Source organism: Nostoc sp. UHCC 0870 (genome assembly GCF_022063185.1).
Lineage (GTDB): Bacteria > Cyanobacteriota > Cyanobacteriia > Cyanobacteriales > Nostocaceae > Trichormus.
The window spans coordinates 3,363,539-3,381,408 of record NZ_CP091913.1; the positions used below are offsets into that span (position 1 = coordinate 3,363,539).

A 17,870-nucleotide genomic window follows, 5' to 3' on the forward strand; every position below is an offset into this window, starting at 1 on the left:
TAAGGCATGAATTGGCTGTGGTGGTCTGCCCTGACCAGATAGAAACGGAAATCTACATGAAAAAGCGCGTCAAGAGTCGATTTTTATTTTGCGATCGCTGGCTAGATAGACACGCGATCGTTGGCTATATGGAAGCTTTCCAAGACTTGCTGGTAATTATTTTGTGTTTAGCTTTATTTGCAGTCATGGTCATACAATTGTGGGGAATATTTATTGCGATTACCCAACAAGTAAACTATAAGCTATTAACAGCCAAAGTCCTTTTTGTATTAATTTTGGTTGAATTATTTCGGCTCTTAATGGTTTATCTAAAAGAGCATAGCATTTCCGTAGGGGTAGCGGTAGAAGTAGCAATCGTTTCTGTTCTCCGAGAAGTGGTTGTTCACGGCGTATTAGAAATTTCTTGGATTCAAACTATAGCAATTTGTGGCTTATTATTTATTTTAGGTGGTTTATTAATAGTTTGTGCTAAGACACCGCACATGGATTGTATGAGTGCTAATACTAAATTTTGTCCAATTAGAGATAAAGAAAAACACAACAAAATAGAATTTAATTATTCACAAAAATATGATGATAATCAAACCCGAATTAAAGAATAGAGATGTTTTCAACTAATCGCAGTGTTGTACGCATAATCCAACTTTTTACGTTATGTGGAAAATCTAACGCTAAACCTAACCCCCGTCTCTACTAGCTAAGGTGTACACACAAGTCCAACATTTTCACGCTGAACCCTCATCCCGCCTAGAACTTAAGTTCTAGGCTAATAGCTAAAGTCCACTCAAGTGGACTAAATGAAATTTCTCTTTGAGTCTTCTTTAGAGGACTTACGCTATGAGACTCGGAATTGATTCTGAGGCGGGATAGATACACTGCGCCAAAACTTGTGTGTACACCTTATCTACTAGGGAAAGGGGAAGATGTAAAGGAGATTTACTCTAGCGTTTGCTGATAGCGAACTTGACACTCTCCGGGCTGAAGCCACGGAGATTCTTAAGACCTCACGGACTTAATATCCTGATTGCTCAGGTTTCCAAACTCACCACGTGTGCTTCGTTGAGCGTGGTGATACGCCAGTTGCTCTACTTGGGGAGACCCCAAGACCGCACTGGCTCATCTTTTGGACGTTTAGCTGTTAAATAGCAAGTTTCGCGGAGTCCCCACGTACTATTCTTAAACCTCTATCCCTAATGGTCTTTGCCGCACCAATGTCAGCGTGTTCGCGATGTCCGCATTCTGTACAAATGAACTTCTCACCATCACGATTTGACTTATCGATATGTCCACAGTTTCTGCACTGCTGACTAGAGTGTTTAGGGTTAATTTTAATTACGGCCTTTCCTTGCTTTGCAGCGAGATACTGAATCTTTAAAATTAACTCACTCCAACTTGCATCAGAGATAGCACGATTCAAACCTTTTTTTCTGGATTGCCCATTCTTTAAAAATCTCCCGGTTTTTTCATCAACTTTGACTTTACAACGCTTCAACATTCCAGATATATTTAAATTCTCTAACGCAATAGCATCAACCTTTCTGGATACTATTTTGTTAGCAACATCCCACTGGTAGGCGACTCGTTTATCTGTAATCTTCTTGTAAAAACGTCCTAGTTTACTTGCTGCTTTTTTACGATTTTTACTACCCTTAACTTTTCTGCTAACTCGTCTTTGTCTAATCTTCAAAGTCCGCCTAGCTTTTTTGTTAGTTGAAAATTTAGGATTATCGATTTGATGCCTATCCGACAAGTGGACAAGTTTGGTTATTCCCAAATCACAACCAAGAATAGAATTGACTTCATCCAGTGGCTTTGATACGTAATCTGGAACGGCTTTATCTTCAATCCTAATCGAGACATACCAACCATCTTGACGCTTGCGAATTGTTGCAGCTTTGATGGTAAATCCTTTTGGTATCAAGCGGGAATTAAAAAAACGCATCCATCCTAACTTGGGAAGATAGATTTTATTGCTTTGAATTTTTACACCCATCTGGTAAGTAAAGGATGTAAAATTACTTCGGTTTTTAAACTTTGGAAAACCTCTACCCTCTCCTGACGGAGACGCTACGCGAACAAAAAAGTTTTTGTAAGCAGTATCTAGACGTTTAACATTTTGCTGTAGCACTGTAGAGTCAATTCGACCAAACCAAGGTCTAGCTTTCTTTAACTCTGGTAATGCCGTTATTTGGATATCTCCAGCACTACGTCGTGGGTTTTTGAGTTTGCCATCCTTGTCAACTTTGGTATCTTTCCAAGGTTCTCCACTTGCACCATTCTTGCTCACAAAACAAGTTAGTGGACAGGCTTCTCCTTTTGTCCTGATGTCGCAATATTCACCCTGAAAGAATTGCTGATTATATTGGGCTATTCTATCAGCTAGACTCCAGTTGTAAGTGGAGCGCAGCATATCTAGCCATCCATCCATTTCTTTTGACTGAGTAACATTAGGACGCAGCTTGTAGGCGTAATTTGTTAGCAAATACTATCACCTCCCGTTGTTGATTGGCTTGGTCAAATATACACTATATATATACAAAACACAATCAGCGATTATAGAAAAATGGGAATTTTTTCTCCAGATGAATACAGACATGAAGGCAATGCAATATCACTTCTTAACTATCACTTCGTTTTTATACCCAAACGCAGAAAGAAGGTATTAGTAGACGCAATAGCACAGAGATTACAGGAAATCATCTGTGAAGTTTGCAATGAGAATAGATGGAGAATTATTGCAATGGAAATCATGCCTGACCACGTTCACTTATTTTTGAACGTAAAGCCAACAGACAACCCATCCCAAATCATGAACAGAATTAAAGGACGGGCTTCTCATCACTTAAGAAAAGAGTTTCCAGAATTACTTAAGCTTCCAACTCTCTGGACACCGAGCTATTTTGTTTCCACTGCTGGCAATATTTCTACAAAGAATGTAATAGAGTATATTGCACACCAAAAAGATTAAGTCAGAACACCCTAAAGGGTGCTGTTAGCCTTCATCCCCTCCCCTGCCTGTTCGCGCAGCGTCTCCCTTTGGGAGAAGTACGAGATGCGGTGCTTACGCACCTGTCTCTCAGGGGTTTTCGGCATTTCCCTTATAATCCTTCTGTTTAGACGCTAATAGTTTTCTTTGTCTGCTATTGCTTTGAGGCAGACTTTTTGATTTAATAAAAACTATTGTCAAATATTTATGAGAATTATATTTATTGCCATTCTCAAGATAATCCATCAAAAATTCCTGTAATAGCTAGTAAATGATGCTTATTAGCTGATTTAGCAAAGATGGTATACTCAATTGGCAATAATTAAAATAGCCTATCTTAAATAAAATAAAATCTTAATTATTTATAATATTTTAATGAAATAAGGAGAAAATATGCAGCGTCGTCAGTTCATCTACTTAGTAGGATTAGCAACAGTGAGTGGTGGATTAGCGATCGCCTGTGGTGCTAATCCCAATCCTAGTGATACGGCTGAATCAGCAACCCAGGCGACAACTACCAGTACCACCAGTAGTGAATTAGAAAAAACCTTGGTAGTTTACTCAGGACGCAACGAAAAACTCATAGGTGAATTGATTAAGCAATTTGAGCAACAAACAGGCTCTAAAGTAGAAGTCCGCTATGGTGATACGGCTGAGTTAGCATCAGCAATTTTGGAAGAAGGTGCAAATAGTCCCGCAGATGTTTTCTTTGCTCAAGATGCAGGTGCTTTGGGAGCTATACAAAAGGCAGGTAAAGCATCACAGTTACCTGCATCCTTGCTGAATCAGGTAGATAGTGTTTACCGTTCACCTGAAGGTAAATGGCTAGGTATTACTGGCAGAGTAAGAACAGTTGATTACAACACAAAATTAGTCAAACCAGGGGAATTACCAACTTCTATCTTTGGCTTTACTGAACCAAAATGGCGCGATAAAATTGGCTGGTCTCCCACAAACGGCTCATTTCAATCCTTTGTTACTGCCTTGCGGGTCGCCGAGGGAGAAGATAGAGCTAAACAATGGTTAGAAGGTATCAAAGCTAACAATGCTAAAGTTTACCCCAACAATACCTCCATCGTGGAAGCTTTATCTAGAGGGGAAATAGCTGTAGGGTTTGTCAATCACTACTATCTAGAACGCATCAAAAAAGAAAATCCTCAAACCCCTGTAGAACATCACTTTACCGATGATGTTGGTTCTTTGGTGAATGTCGCTGGTATAGCGATTCTCAACAACGCCAAGAATCCTAATATTTCTCAAAAGTTTGTGGAATTTATGCTGAGTGAAACCGCCCAAAATTATTTTGCTAATCAAACCTATGAATATCCTCTCACCTCAGCAGTTGCTACCCCAGGAAAATTGAAATCTCTCAAAGAGATTAAACAGCAAACTCAAAAAATTGACTTGAGTAATCTGGATGACTTAGAAGCAACACTCAAACTCATGCAGCAAGTGCAAATTATCTAAGATGTTATTAGCTGCATTGTATAAAGTAAAAAAAAATATCTAAAGTTTTTGAGAAATTTTCTTGCTTACTAGTGCTAGTTAATGGTAATGGTTGAAAGGAAGAAAACTATTGCAAAAACTTCCTGTTAAAGGGAAATGGAGACCAGGAGATTGAAAACTTTGCCATTAATGAAAGTGACAGCTGGAGCTATGGCTTTTATGCTCAGCTGGGGGGTGGGCTTAAGTGTCAACGCCCAAACCAAAACTATTACTATCTATTCAGGTAGAGGGCAAAAACTGATTGAGCCATTGCTCGCCCAAGCCAAAAAAGACTTAAATTTAGATATTCAGGTGCGTTATGGCGATACAGCCGAATTAGCGATCGCACTTTTGGAAGAAGGTAAAAATAGCCGTGCTGATTTATTCTTTGCCCAAGATGCCGGCGCATTAGGCACACTAGAAAAACAAAAGCGCACCCTGCCAATTTCGTCTAACTTACTGAATAAGGTAGATTCTCGCTTTCGGTCTCCCCAAGGACAATGGATAGGAATTTCGGGACGCGCTCGTGTAATTAACTACAACACCAAGCTAGTCAATAAAAATCAATTACCGACCTCTATTTTGCAGTTAACACAACCACAATGGCGCGGTAAAGTTGCTTGGGCCCCAACAAACGGGTCATTTCAATCATTTGTCACCGCCATGCGGGTGCTAGAGGGAAACCCCAAGACTCTGCAATGGCTACGGGCAATGAAAGCTAATGGGGTCAAAGATTACCGCAACAATAGCACAATAGTAGAAGCACTAGGGCGCGGAGAAGTTCAGCTAGGTTTAGTTAATCACTACTACTTACCTAACTTAAAAAAAACTAATCCCAACTTACCTGTAGCGGCTCACTACACCAATAAAGACTCAGGCTCAATGATTAATATTGCTGGAGTCGCCATTATGAACTCCACCAAGCAAAAACCGGAAGTAGAAAAATTTATTGGCTACCTACTCAAACCGAGTTCACAAACTTACTTCGCTAAAGAAACTAATGAGTACCCCCTAGTCAAAGGGATACCAGGACCAGCAAATCAATTACCACTGAACAAGCTCAATCCGCCTAACGTTAACCTGACCAACTTAAATGATTTGCCAGGAACATTGGAATTACTACAACAGGCAGGAGTTTTGTAGGCATTGAAATCTTCGATTCGCCCTCCCTTATTTCTTACCATAGCCGCAGGAGTAGTAGCGATCGCTATTGCCCTGCCTTTGGTCTACTTAGTTACCCGTGCAGTAGGTATTGGCGGGGAAGAGTTCTGGCAATTGATCTCTCGTCCCCGCAATATCTCCATTTTTTTCAATAGTGCATTAATGGCGGCAACTGTCACCGTGTTCTCAGCACTGATTGCTGTACCATTAGCATTTTTGACAGTGCGGACAGACTTACCAGGGAGAAACTTTTGGTTAATAGCCACAACATTACCCCTGGCAGTACCTAGCTACGTCGGCAGTTTTGCCCTCATTGCCACCTTAGCCCCCAGGGGTAGCTTTTTACAATTGTTGCTAGAACCATTGGGGGTAGAAGAGTTACCTTCGATTTATGGTTTTCCGGGAACAGTCCTCGCAATTACTTTATTTACCTATCCCTATTTACTGCTGAGTGTACGTTCTGGCTTGCAAGGAATAGACCCTTCTATAGAAGAAGCCTCCCGCAGTTTAGGTTACAACAGTAGAGAAACCTTCTTCCGGGTAGTATTGCCACAGTTGAAACCATCAATCATCGCCGGGGGATTATTGGTAGCCTTATATTCCTTGCGGGACTTTGGTACACCCTCATTGATGCGGTTTGATACCTTTACACGGGCTATTTTTATCCAATACAAAGCCAGTTTTAACCGTAACACCGCCGCAGTTTTATCTTTAATGTTAGTGACACTGGTGCTGGTAATTTTATGGCTAGAATATCGAATGCGATCGCGTGCTGCATATTATAGTCGTGGTTCAGCCTCCCTACGCCCACCGAAAATAATTAAATTGGGAATTTGGAAATGGCCAGCCCTCGGTTTTTGCTTACTCATCACTAGCTTTGGTGTGTTCTTACCAGTCGGTATCACAATCTTTTGGCTACTGCGTGGATTCAATACTGGTTATACCTTCCCTAATTTACTACCCAGCATCTTCAACTCAGCCTTGGCAGCCGGACTAGCGGCTTTAGCTGCTACCATCTTTGCCTTACCCATCGCCATTTTATCAGTGCGTTTCCCCAGCAAAATCACAGCCGTTATTGAACGTTTTTCTTATATAAGTTTTGGTATTCCAGGAATTGTCATAGCCTTATCACTGGTGTTTTTTGGAGCTAATTACCTCCCATTCCTGTACCAAACTCTACCGATGCTGGTGTTTGCATATTTGGTATTATTTTTACCACAATCAGTGGGAGGAGTCCGCACTTCCTTATTACAAGTAAATCCCCAGTTAGAAGAATCAGCCAGAAGTTTAGGCAGGTCAGCTTGGCAAACTTTAATAGAAATTACCCTCCCCTTAGTCAGACCAGGAGTCTTAAGTGGTGCAGTCTTGGTATTTCTCACAGCAATTAAAGAACTACCTGCAACCATGCTGCTAGCCCCCATAGGCTTCAACACCTTAGCAACGCAAATTTGGCAAGCCACAGAAAATGTTGAATTTGCCGATGCCGCAGCTGCTTCACTAGCTATGCTATTAGTCTCTATGAGTTCAACCTTATTAGTGTTATCTCAAGAGAATATTAAGAAAGAGAAAGTGATAAACCAAGTACCAGCAGCAACAAAACTCTAATTCATTTCGCCTTTGTATCTTCTTCGTTATCTATCTATGCAGCCAGCCATCCTACACCTACAAAATGTCACCAAGCAGTTTTCCGATAACACCTCTCCTGCTGTGGATAACGTATCATTCACACTGCAACAAGGTGATGTTTTAGGATTACTTGGCCCCTCTGGCTGCGGTAAAACTACTTTGTTGCGTCTAATTGCAGGTTTTGAGCGTCTACAAACAGGAACAATTAAAATCGGGGAACAGATAGTTAGTAATAACTCTATTTTTATCCCCGTAGAACAGCGTGATATTGGAGTTGTCTTTCAAGATTATGCACTGTTTCCTCATCTCAATGTGGCAGACAATGTAACCTTTGGGTTGAGAAATATTAGTAAACAGCAAATACAAAAACGTGTAACCGAAGTCCTCGCCTTAGTTAGATTAGAAGGACTAGAAAAACGTTACCCTTACGAACTATCTGGTGGACAGCAGCAGCGTGTTGCCCTAGCCCGTGCTTTAGCACCCCAACCTCAACTCATGCTTTTAGATGAACCATTAAGCAATCTGGATATTCAAGTTAGGTTGCAGTTGCGGGAAGAAGTCAGAGACATTCTCAAAGCAGCAGGTACTTCAGCAATTTTCGTCACCCACGATCAAGAAGAAGCCTTAGCTATTTCTGATATAGTCGGCGTGATGCGACAAGGGCATTTAGAACAAATAGGCACACCAGAAGAAATTTATACTCATCCAGCATCCAGGTTTGTCGCGGAATTTGTCACCCAGGCTAATTTCCTCGCAGCCCATCGCCAAGGTAATGTTTGGGAAACAGAAGTTGGGTGTTTTGAGTTACCAACTAATCACGCCAACAATTCAGGCGAAATTATGATCCGCCAGGAAGACTTGATTTTAACACCAGCTACCGATGCCTCTGTATTTATACGTACCCGCAGGTTTTTAGGGCGCGAGTACCAATATTGTTTGCAAACTCCTTCTGGTCAAGAAATTCATGTGCGGACAACGACAGATACGTCATTACCTGTGGGTACACGAGTGCAGATATCCATAGCAACTGATGCTGTACATATTTTTCCGCAAGACACGGGGAAATAGTCAAGATTATACTTGAAAAGTCTATTGTTTTTCTAGAATTTTATGAGGTAAAGGGTAATTTGCTCACATAATTACCAACCTCATAAACTATTTAGGTTATCGAATTAGGGACTTCCAGAGAAAAAATATCCAAACTGTAGGGTGCGTCAGTGCGATAGAACCTAACTATACTCAGAAATTATTCATACTGACGCACCCTACCCAACCATCAATTGCGGATAATTTATTTCTTGGTGTTCCCTTAAACGAGGCGCAAAATTTTACATCAAAAAAATCATAGCCAAGGTTATAGGAAGGCAAATTTATTTTTATTTCAATTTAGTTATTGCCAGATAAAAAGACAAAATACTATAAATAAAAGCCTAATTTTAGAGTATTTTAAGCTACTTTACAGAAGAAAAAACCAGTCTTAAAAAGACATTAATTCTGATTTTATAAACAGAAAAAATATTAAACTATCTAATATACATTCTCTGCAATCAAGTTAATTCAGCCTTTAGTTAAATAGAATTAATTAATTTGCTAGGTTACTATCTTTAGCAATATGTTCGCTATATGTTAATACAGAGCAGATAAGACTAAAACCCTCATCTAGAGATGCGATTTATCGCGTCTTTAAAGACAAATTACCTACACAAATATAGCGTTTCCTAATCACATGAGGTATATCATAGCCCACTCCTTGCTTGCTTGGGGGGGGTGAGGCTTTGCGTTCGCATAGCGCAAACCTAATAAATGCTTGTAAGTGTTGGGTTTCGTACCTCAACCCAACCTACAGATTTTGATTTTTTAACCTTAATCAAACCGTATTGAATGTACTTCAATGTGAAATATTCATCATTGTTTACTCCATCAAATCATGTAAAAATAGTTATTAAGATAGCTATTTTTACAGTTTTATTAACAACTAATCTCATAGCAGGTAGAGTGAGTGCAAAAAAACATTCAGACCTAAAATTGTTAGTACCTAGTAAATTATTTGACGATACAACAGAAAAACTATCTCACAAGAGATTATTGGAAGATATCTCAAAAGCTTTAGACTCTAAAGTCATTACACAAAACTTATCTCCAGACCAGATCAGAGTTATTCCTAATCCCAATAATACAAATATCCTAGACCCAATCAATCCATTCCAGAAACCAGATTCTGATGCTGATGAAAATGACACAATAAAACCAAATACTCCTGATGAACAGGATGAAAATACAAAATCGCCAAAAAATACTTTGGAATTATTAATATCAAATGCTCTTAGCAATAGTGTATTAAGATATCCTTGGATAATTGATCCTAGAGATAATTTTACATTTTATTCTTCGACATTTAATCCTATTGAGGACAGTAAATATATTGATTTTTCAATTAAATTTTCATCACAAGATGCCGTATTTAACCGATTTACATTTGCTGAATTTCCCCAAAAAGATCAATTTTATTGGGTACTACCGGGTAATCGGGTTGTTGTAGAAACCAAAGGTTGGCAGAGTGGAGTTATTTATCAAGGAGAATCAAGTAATACTGAAATTAAACAGACTATTAGATTGACCCAAAGACTTTGGGGTATGCAAACAGTTTTCTCTCTTCCCGAATCACTGGAAGAATTAACAGAGGAAGTTGGTATGAATCAATTTTCTATTGAATCAATTGCGGCGGAGGTAAATAATCCTGTAGGTGTTCCTGCTGCTTCTCTTATGATCAACAGTGGAAGTAATCAAAATAATTCTATCAGTTCTCTTGTCCCAAATATCTCTAGCTTTAATGCAGATAGAGACCCATTAATTTTACAAACATTCCCCACAAGCAATTTGCAGCCATTATTAGGAGAGGTAAGTCTTTCTCGTGGCTCTGTAATTCCTCAAGATACTTTAGAGAATGCTGGCTTTATTTGGGGAAATCCTTTAACTAGGGAAAGAACTCAATTCCAGCCTCCAATCACATCTAATCCAGGAATAAAAGTTGGGAATAGAGGAGAATTTGATAATTTTGATTTATATAATGTTTTACTCAATCCATCTATTAGTGATAACCAACGTAATTTCTATTACTTGAATTCTCTATATTGGGTTTCCTTAAGTGAAAGACAAAATAATAGAGGAATTAGAGAGAGAACTGAAAACTATGATTGGCATAGATTTTCTTTTAGCTATTCTCATAATCGTACTCTATTGGAGTATGATCCTTTAGAAGCCAAAGCAACTTATACTAATATTTCTACTAATCCTGGACTTTCTTTATCTTTATCATTTGGTGAAAGAGAAATAGATAAATTACAAACTGCTAACTCTACGCTAGGAATGCTCATGGGAGGAATCTTTGGGTTAATTGATTTTCCCCATTTAACGCAAAGTTTACAGGAAGCTAAAGAACGTTTTGCTAGACAAGAGAGTTTTACAAATCTAGACTCAAAAGCAACACCAGAGCAAAGAAGACAAATTAACCAAAGACTAAATAGAAGTTTATTTTTAGGTGATCGCACGAGTGGTTTAGAACAAGTTTCTGGAAAATTGACATTTCCTAGTACAATTACACCAAATAGCTCCAATATTTTACAAATTCGTACTGGTAATCATCGGCGATTAGTTCAGTTTTTAGATGGAAAGCGTACTTGGAGAGAAGGAGAGACTTTCATTTCTAATGCTCAAGTTTCTAATAATAGTTTTGGTCGTTTAACTTCTGTGAATGTACCTGTTCCGTCTCAAGGAGGAAGCAATCGCTCATCAGCTCTACAGGTAACTTTAACTGATCCTAATGGTCAGCAGTTTTCCCAAAGCTTAAGTTCATCTGATATGACATCATTACCAATTGATGTTCGGTTGTTCGATATTGCTTTTGACCGTATTGAATTAAGTCAAGATGGTCAACTTATGACTTATTTACAAGCTTTTGATGGATACTTGTATTTACCAACTATAGAAATTTTATTGGCTGGTTCTTCTCGTAAATGGAATTATAGTATTAATTCAGGTATCTGGTTTAACCTAAATGCTGATACTGCCTTTAATGTTACAAACAATTTTGGTTTTTTAGAGCCAACACTGGGGATTTATGCTAATGGTGCATTGAATTATATTAATACTTCTGTAGAGGTTAATGCAGAGGGTAAAACTCAAGCTATTACTAACCATATTCCATCCTTGCAATTTTATTGGAATAGTGCGGCTAATTTCCAAAATCCTAATTATCTGAATTTGAACTACTTTTTTTCTCGTCAAGATAAGAATTTGAATTATTCTTTATCTACAGGGATTATATTGCTGGATGATGAAACTAGCTTCATACCTTCAGGATTCTTTCAGGGAAGATTGGTATTAAATACAGGTTTAGAATTTAGCACATCTGTAGAAATAAGAGACCAGTTTTTTTATACATTAGAAGGCATTAAACCAATAAATCCACAGTGGTCTTTGGGAGTTTATCTACAGAATTTTATAAGTATTGAGCGAGGTATAAAAAATAGAGTTAATGATTTTTCATATGGGTTGATAATTCAGCATAATACTCCTGGTAGTAGGATGTTTTGGGAGTCTCGGATTGGGATGAATGGAGATATTTTTAAAACGACTTTTCAAGGTGGTTTTAGCTTTTAAAATTTTTATGCTATGAGCTTTAGAAGTAATAATTAAAATACATCCCTTGCTTAACAAGAAAGGGATGTATTTTCTAGTTTGAGTTTAGCAGTTCATAATCTAATTTATGCAAGATATCTAAGAGTGCAAGAGGTCTAATGACTAAGAATTTGTTATTTCTTGCACGGAAGAGGGTGAAAATTATTTTAATCTAAGCCATCGCCCCCAATCGCAGCCCTAATAATTGCTGTATATTCATCTAGTGTAAGATTGCCGTTTCTTAGTCTATCAACGATCGCACCTCTAATAGATCCCGCTACATTATATGGAAGTGCCATTAGTCCACCTGTATGAAGTGTTAAGCTCGGATATGCTACATGAGTAATCGGATCTATATATGAAGTTGCTGTTACTGTATACATACCATTGAATCCTGCAAAATAAGTTCCTCTAGGCGCAACCGCTTCAGCCGCGATACTGGACAAATAAGCACCAGGGGTAATATATACTGCTGCACCAGCCAAACTAGAAGGTTCTCCAGAACTGAAATCGGAGATAGGGTTTTCTATTAAGGCTTGTGCTGACGCTGGTAAAGCTCCCAAGGTTAAGCACCCAATTAAACCTGTGAGAGATACGCCAACTTGTAACCAGTTACCAGCAGAATAGGAAGGTAAGTTCATATTTGGAAATCCTTTGTTTTGATGACTTGAGATTGTTGGTGGGATGTTATCTAAATAGCTTATATAAACTGAATTTATAACCTAGTATTAAGGCTTTTATTCTATTGGTGATTAAGGTAAATTTATTTTTTATTTATTGCTCGAAAAAGCATGACTATAATTCTGTATCTCCCTTATTAATTTACAATACTTTTTTAAAAAGGAGAATATTTAACTGGTGAATAAGTTAAATAAAAAAGACATTTAAAGGTAGGTTTAAAGACATAAAAGTATGATATTTATTTAATATGAAATAGACAAATATCATATTTTCATACATAATTTATGCCACAGAGAAGCGATCGCAGCACAAATACCTAGGGAAACCCAGCAGACTAATCCCCAGGGAGGCCAGCAGGCTTTAACATAGACAATCAATACTAATAAGGGTATTAAATCAGGGCAATGCCAAATGAAAAACCTTCTAGCAAACAACAATCGCACCAAAGGACAAAATTTCGCTTGGGGATGTTTGTGCTACTGGTGATCATAAGTGCGATCGCTATTTTTCTTTTTTATCCACGTCCACAACCAATAGTTAAGCAAGAAAGCAATTACGCCATCCACAAACGCCAAAGCTTTAATCAAACACAGTTTTATCCCCTCAATCAAACCGTCAACCCTGATTTATATCAACCTGTAGCTAAGTGGATAGGTAGGTTAATCTTACCCGCATCACCACAAATCCAACCGGGAGAAGACTGGGTATGGATGGAAGTACAACACGCACCCCCCCAAGCCCAGTCTTTGCTGGGTAAAATCATCCGCTTGGAATGGCAAGATCAACCACAGTTAAAGTCTTACGTCCAGGCTGTACAGCGAGATGTGAATTTTACCGCCAGCACTAAAAACAGCGAAATAGCAGGTAATATCCATCCGGCGCGTTTGGATGGTCGTCTCCAAGTAGGGGCTTTGCAATCATTGGCTGGTGCAAGACCGAATGACGATGTAATTGTCTCTTTAGATGATGTTGTGGTGGTGACAGCAAGTAATAATCAACCACGCTTGCAAATTGCCCATGAACCTGTACTAACCACGGGTAGGTTCTATGGCTTAGTGAAAATTCTCAATCCCGAACCAACTAGCCAGCAATATCCTGCGCCTTCAGCTTGTCCAGGAAGCTCACCTTGTCCCAGTGATTTCTTCCGTGTGCGTCATTACAATCAAGTTTCTCGCCAATTTGATGGTGTAGAAGAAACCATTCGCATTCCCCAACAGGTATTTGATACACGTAATCTACCACCGTCTACCCCTAGACAAATTGAAACTTCCCCAGTAGGAATAGCCGGCTGGTATATATATGGGGCAAAAGACCCCCAAGGAATATTTACTGTTCAGGGATTAGTACCGCGATCGCTCCTGCAACTCCAACCCAGTAAAATAGTATTAGGGCAAGAAGCTGGACTAACCTACACCAAGGATCACAATTGGCAGATTACACCCCAAGCACAAGGGAAAATCAGCAAGGTTTTGCTTGATCCCAACGCCAACTCATCACCCAACGCCTTATTAGATTGGCGAGAAGGAGACAAAGCCATTGTCTTACACAACTTCGGCGGGATTGGGGGTAAAAAAGCGGAAGGATTCCCAGTTTTTACAGTCACCGGTCACTTTGCCTTTGGACTAGCCGAGGTAGTGCGTGAACCCATCACCCAAGAATTACAGTTTGCCATTGAATATGCCCAGATTTACGCTAATAATTCCGATGGGATCATTGCTGGGAAACATTCCTGGGCTGATTATATGGGTAACTTACAATGGGGATGGGTAGCCACACGCCCCATTTCCGACGTACTAATTAAGTTTGCACCTGTTACACAAGATTATGATTTCGGGGGGATCAAACTTTCCCCCACCACAGAATTCCTGCAACAGTTGCAAATCATGATGGCGCGTTATCGCATAGGTGATGGTACAGGTAGCGCGACAGTTTCCCCGGCGACTTCTTGCGTCCAAGATGCCAGTCAAGCACTATATATTGCCATTCAAGTCATTACTCAACAAGTTAAATCCAACCCAGCAATTCAGCAATGGCTAGACAATCATCCCGATGATCCCCAAACATTACGCTTTCAGCAGTTAGCTAGTTTGGGTAAAGCTTTGGAACGGCAATTAACACCATTGGGGATCGTTCGTGCTGACTGGCAAAGTAATGCAGACTATTTAATGGGGACTAGCGACGGGAAACAAGCAGTACGCGCTCGCAGTATTTGGGCGGCGTTCACAAGTTGGCGGACGATGCTACCGAGACAAGCACACGACGAACTCGCCAACCTATTCTTAAGACATGGTGCAAAACTGTGGTTTCTGAGAACCAATCAAATTGGTGGAGTCAATCCCGATATAGCCCCCTTAGCACCTACAATGGGATTAGGGTATCTGAAAATTCCGAAAACAAACATTGCACCCATCACAATGTTTCTCAACCGATTACTAGCATCTTTTGTACTACCACGAACCCAAGATTGGCTAGTGATGGGAGTAACCCTATTAATTTATGCTGCGATCGCTTTACCATTGGGTTTAAAGTCAGGCTTTTTACGCTGGAGTTTCACGCCGACTCAGAAAAAAGAGAAAATAGCGATCGTATTACAGACAGCCATTTCCCCAGCCATCACCGAAGAATTAGTATTTCGGGTTTTGTCCCTTCCCCATCCCATAGAAGTCATCAACTGGTACAAATGGGTATTCTGGGCAGCATTTATCCTATTCCTGTTTATCATTTACCATCCCCTCAACGCCAAAACCTTCTTCCCAGACGGAAATCCCACATTCTTCCACCCCATTTTTCTCACCTTAGCCGGACTCCTAGGGCTATCCTGCACAGTCGCCTATGCACTAACCGGCTGTTTTTGGGTAATCGTCCTCATCCACTGGATTGTAGTAGTAGTTTGGCTATTAGGATTCGGAGGACTAATCAAACCTCCGCGCCCCTCCGCGTAAACCTCCGCATCCCTCTGCGTTTAAAAATACTAAGTGTAAGTGAGAGATGCCTTTATTGCGATCGCCTGATATTTTTCTAGTAAAAGAGGGTAATTTATTTTTGAAAGAAAAGCAACTTACCCCAGATATTAATCAATCAATTATCTTTCTAGATTAGTTTATACTTATCAAACGTTAAGAGGGAACTTATTAAATAATATTCAGGTCAGCTTATGTAGCGTAGATGACAATTTATTTGATACTCAATAGCCTACAATCAATTGTCCGTAAACCTTAAACTCAATTAAACATTACTAAAACCTCAGCAAAGTAGCATTTCTACCTATAAAAGTACATTTCCATACACTGTGTAGTTTCCCAACCGGAGATTTTTCCTAGACATATGAAATTGCTATTAGCAATATCAGAAGTCAATAAGTTAAAGAAATACCACTTTTATATTTTCTTTGTTATTTTGTATTTAACGGGACAGTTCTCACCCATTCAGTAAGTTTAAATATCAATTAGTTACCCGTTTACCGACAAACTTCCTAAAAATTAACCTACATTTGTGCTTATCTTAATTTATCTCCACGGAACATAATTCCTGAGAACAGATTGTATGGTAAGCTGCACAATTGATAAGTAGTTTATTCTCACCAAAAGGCTGAGTTTATGAGTGTAATCAAGACCAAAAATCAACATATTGTTCTATCTGCTTTCATTAAACATGAGGGTATCTCCCCAAAAGCAGATATTTCCCAAAAATTTGATTTGTTAGAACCCTTACGTCAACGGCTTGACGCTCTAGAAATCCACAATCGTAAATTAGCTTACTTTCTCGCCAAATATATTCCTGCTCAGTGTCCTTTTGAGCGTGACGTGATGTTATTTGGCCATAAGATAGCTCATATTCCCCCAATGTGTAAGCTTAATCCCTTATACGATCAATTGGTTGGTTTGCGTTTTCGCGCTTTGTGTTATTTAGTAGATAAATGTGGAGAGGACATACAGTCCTACTGCTAATCTCATAATCGAGCAAGCGTGATATGGAAATCAAAATTGAGCATCAACCAAGTCAAGAGAGTCTACACCAATTAGGTGTATTTAAATGGGGAATTTGGCAAAAAGAAATATCTAAATTTCCTTGGACTTATGATACTCAAGAAACTTGTTATTTTTTAGAAGGTGATGTAATTGTTACGCCTGATGGCGGTGAACCAGTGCAGATGGGTAAAGGGGATTTAGTGACCTTCCCTGCTGGAATGTCTTGTACATGGGAAATTAAAAGCGACGTAAAAAAGCATTATTTATTTGATTAGCTAAAAGTTAACCATCAAGGTTATTTCCCTTGTATTCTGAATCTCCTCTTGCAAACAGTAAATATCTGAAATTCAGTCGAGTTAGAAATTGTATGGAGTTTCGCAGCGAGTATTGCTAAAGTAGCAGAATCGATAATTTGTTGTATCCCTATATTTGAAACCTCGTAGCGACTCCATACCCACAACAGTATTTATCAAATTAAATAGTTCTATCTGTTTCTGCGTTTTAAAGCCTGTTCTACTGTTCCACCCTTACGAAACCGAGACAGAAGTACAGCAGCTTCAGCCCTTGTCACAGCTTTTTGGGGTGCATATATGCGAGTTGTACCATAAACACGCGCAAAGTTTCTGCCACTAGCCGCATTACCTAAATCAAAAGCAATGTGAGAAAGATACCTTTCGCTGATTTGCTCAACATCAGAAAACCCTTTGGTTTTACCGATGAAATTACGCAGCGCAGCAGGTGAACGATTATCTCTACCAGTAGAATCTAGAGTTGTTTTGAGCGCAATCATCTGCTCTCGTGTCAAAATATCATCAGGTCTAAAGTTGCCATCATCAAAACCAGCCAAAAAACCTGCATTGTAAGCAGCTTGAATAAAATTGAAGTGGGGATGAGAGGAAGCAAGATCAGGAAAAGCTGATCTGGTATTCTGAGGTATAGTAATTGGCTTTTTGTGTAGCTGATTGTAAGTCTTGACGAGCCAAGAAACAAACTGACCACGAGTAATTGATGCTTGTGGTTTAAACTGACCTGATGTAGTTTCTAATACTCCTAGTTCTGCTAGTTGTCTAATTTCCGTTTCGCCGGGAAAACCAGCAATATCAGTAAAACTTGTTGAGGAATTTAATTGGCTAATTGTACTATCAGCAGTTAAGTGTAGTCTTGGAGACTGAGCAGAAGATGAATTACTGTTACCCAAGCAAACCAAAGCTACAGCAGTCAGACTGACAGCATTTACAGCGAATTGAATTTTAGAATACATGATCATTTTCCCTTTACTTGTAGAT

The 17,870-nt window shown here is 39.2% G+C and carries 13 protein-coding genes; 10 read left to right on the forward strand and 3 right to left on the reverse strand.

Going from position 1 to position 17,870, the window contains the following annotated elements; genetic code table 11:
• The first annotated feature begins 56 nt into the window (after window positions 1-56).
• Entirely contained in the window at window positions 57-602 is a 546-nt protein-coding gene (locus tag L6494_RS14235; RefSeq protein WP_237996006.1) for a phosphate-starvation-inducible PsiE family protein, read from the forward strand.
• A 536-nt stretch (window positions 603-1,138) separates the two neighbouring features.
• Here the strand turns inward: L6494_RS14235 and L6494_RS14240 are convergent.
• The gene (locus L6494_RS14240; protein ID WP_237988373.1) at window positions 1,139-2,482 is read right to left on the reverse strand and encodes an RNA-guided endonuclease InsQ/TnpB family protein; all 1,344 of its coding nucleotides are present in this window, start codon (window positions 2,480-2,482) and stop codon (window positions 1,139-1,141) included.
• 81 nt (window positions 2,483-2,563) lie between these two features.
• On the opposite strand from L6494_RS14240, the gene tnpA reads away from it, so the two are divergent.
• The 6 genes from tnpA to L6494_RS14270 all read left to right on the forward strand — a co-directional run bounded on the left by tnpA (window position 2,564) and on the right by L6494_RS14270 (window position 11,917).
• Complete coding sequence (tnpA, locus tag L6494_RS14245) at window positions 2,564-2,968, forward strand: IS200/IS605 family transposase (RefSeq protein WP_237988374.1); 405 nt, start codon at window positions 2,564-2,566, stop codon at window positions 2,966-2,968.
• Window positions 2,969-3,379: 411 nt separating this feature from the next.
• Window positions 3,380-4,453: an iron ABC transporter substrate-binding protein gene (locus L6494_RS14250; protein WP_237988375.1), complete on the forward strand. Its 1,074-nt coding sequence runs from the start codon at window positions 3,380-3,382 to the stop codon at window positions 4,451-4,453.
• Window positions 4,454-4,651: 198 nt separating this feature from the next.
• Complete coding sequence (locus L6494_RS14255; protein WP_237988376.1) at window positions 4,652-5,614, forward strand: iron ABC transporter substrate-binding protein; 963 nt, start codon at window positions 4,652-4,654, stop codon at window positions 5,612-5,614.
• 3 nt (window positions 5,615-5,617) lie between these two features.
• Window positions 5,618-7,237 (forward strand): ABC transporter permease, encoded by a 1,620-nt coding sequence (locus L6494_RS14260; RefSeq protein WP_237988377.1) that lies wholly within the window; start codon window positions 5,618-5,620, stop codon window positions 7,235-7,237.
• A 36-nt stretch (window positions 7,238-7,273) separates the two neighbouring features.
• On the forward strand, window positions 7,274-8,326 hold the full coding sequence (locus tag L6494_RS14265) for an ABC transporter ATP-binding protein (protein ID WP_237988378.1): 1,053 nt from the start codon (window positions 7,274-7,276) through the stop codon (window positions 8,324-8,326).
• 840 nt (window positions 8,327-9,166) lie between these two features.
• Window positions 9,167-11,917: a hypothetical protein gene (locus tag L6494_RS14270; RefSeq protein ID WP_237988379.1), complete on the forward strand. Its 2,751-nt coding sequence runs from the start codon at window positions 9,167-9,169 to the stop codon at window positions 11,915-11,917.
• Between the two features lie 185 nt (window positions 11,918-12,102).
• On the opposite strand, the gene L6494_RS14275 is transcribed toward L6494_RS14270, so the two are convergent.
• Entirely contained in the window at window positions 12,103-12,576 is a 474-nt protein-coding gene (locus L6494_RS14275; protein ID WP_237988380.1) for a hypothetical protein, read from the reverse strand.
• Window positions 12,577-13,020: 444 nt separating this feature from the next.
• On the opposite strand from L6494_RS14275, the gene L6494_RS14280 reads away from it, so the two are divergent.
• The 3 genes from L6494_RS14280 to L6494_RS14290 all read left to right on the forward strand — a co-directional run bounded on the left by L6494_RS14280 (window position 13,021) and on the right by L6494_RS14290 (window position 16,859).
• On the forward strand, window positions 13,021-15,558 hold the full coding sequence (locus L6494_RS14280; protein ID WP_237988381.1) for a CPBP family glutamic-type intramembrane protease: 2,538 nt from the start codon (window positions 13,021-13,023) through the stop codon (window positions 15,556-15,558).
• A 654-nt stretch (window positions 15,559-16,212) separates the two neighbouring features.
• A complete protein-coding gene (locus L6494_RS14285) occupies window positions 16,213-16,563 on the forward strand; it encodes a Mo-dependent nitrogenase C-terminal domain-containing protein (RefSeq protein ID WP_237988382.1) in 351 nt (116 codons plus the stop codon).
• A 23-nt stretch (window positions 16,564-16,586) separates the two neighbouring features.
• Window positions 16,587-16,859, forward strand: coding sequence for a cupin domain-containing protein (locus tag L6494_RS14290; protein WP_237988383.1), 273 nt, complete (start codon window positions 16,587-16,589; stop codon window positions 16,857-16,859).
• A gap of 209 nt (window positions 16,860-17,068) precedes the next feature.
• On the opposite strand, the gene L6494_RS14295 is transcribed toward L6494_RS14290, so the two are convergent.
• Complete coding sequence (locus L6494_RS14295; RefSeq protein ID WP_237988384.1) at window positions 17,069-17,845, reverse strand: S-layer homology domain-containing protein; 777 nt, start codon at window positions 17,843-17,845, stop codon at window positions 17,069-17,071.
• Window positions 17,846-17,870 lie beyond the last annotated feature (25 nt).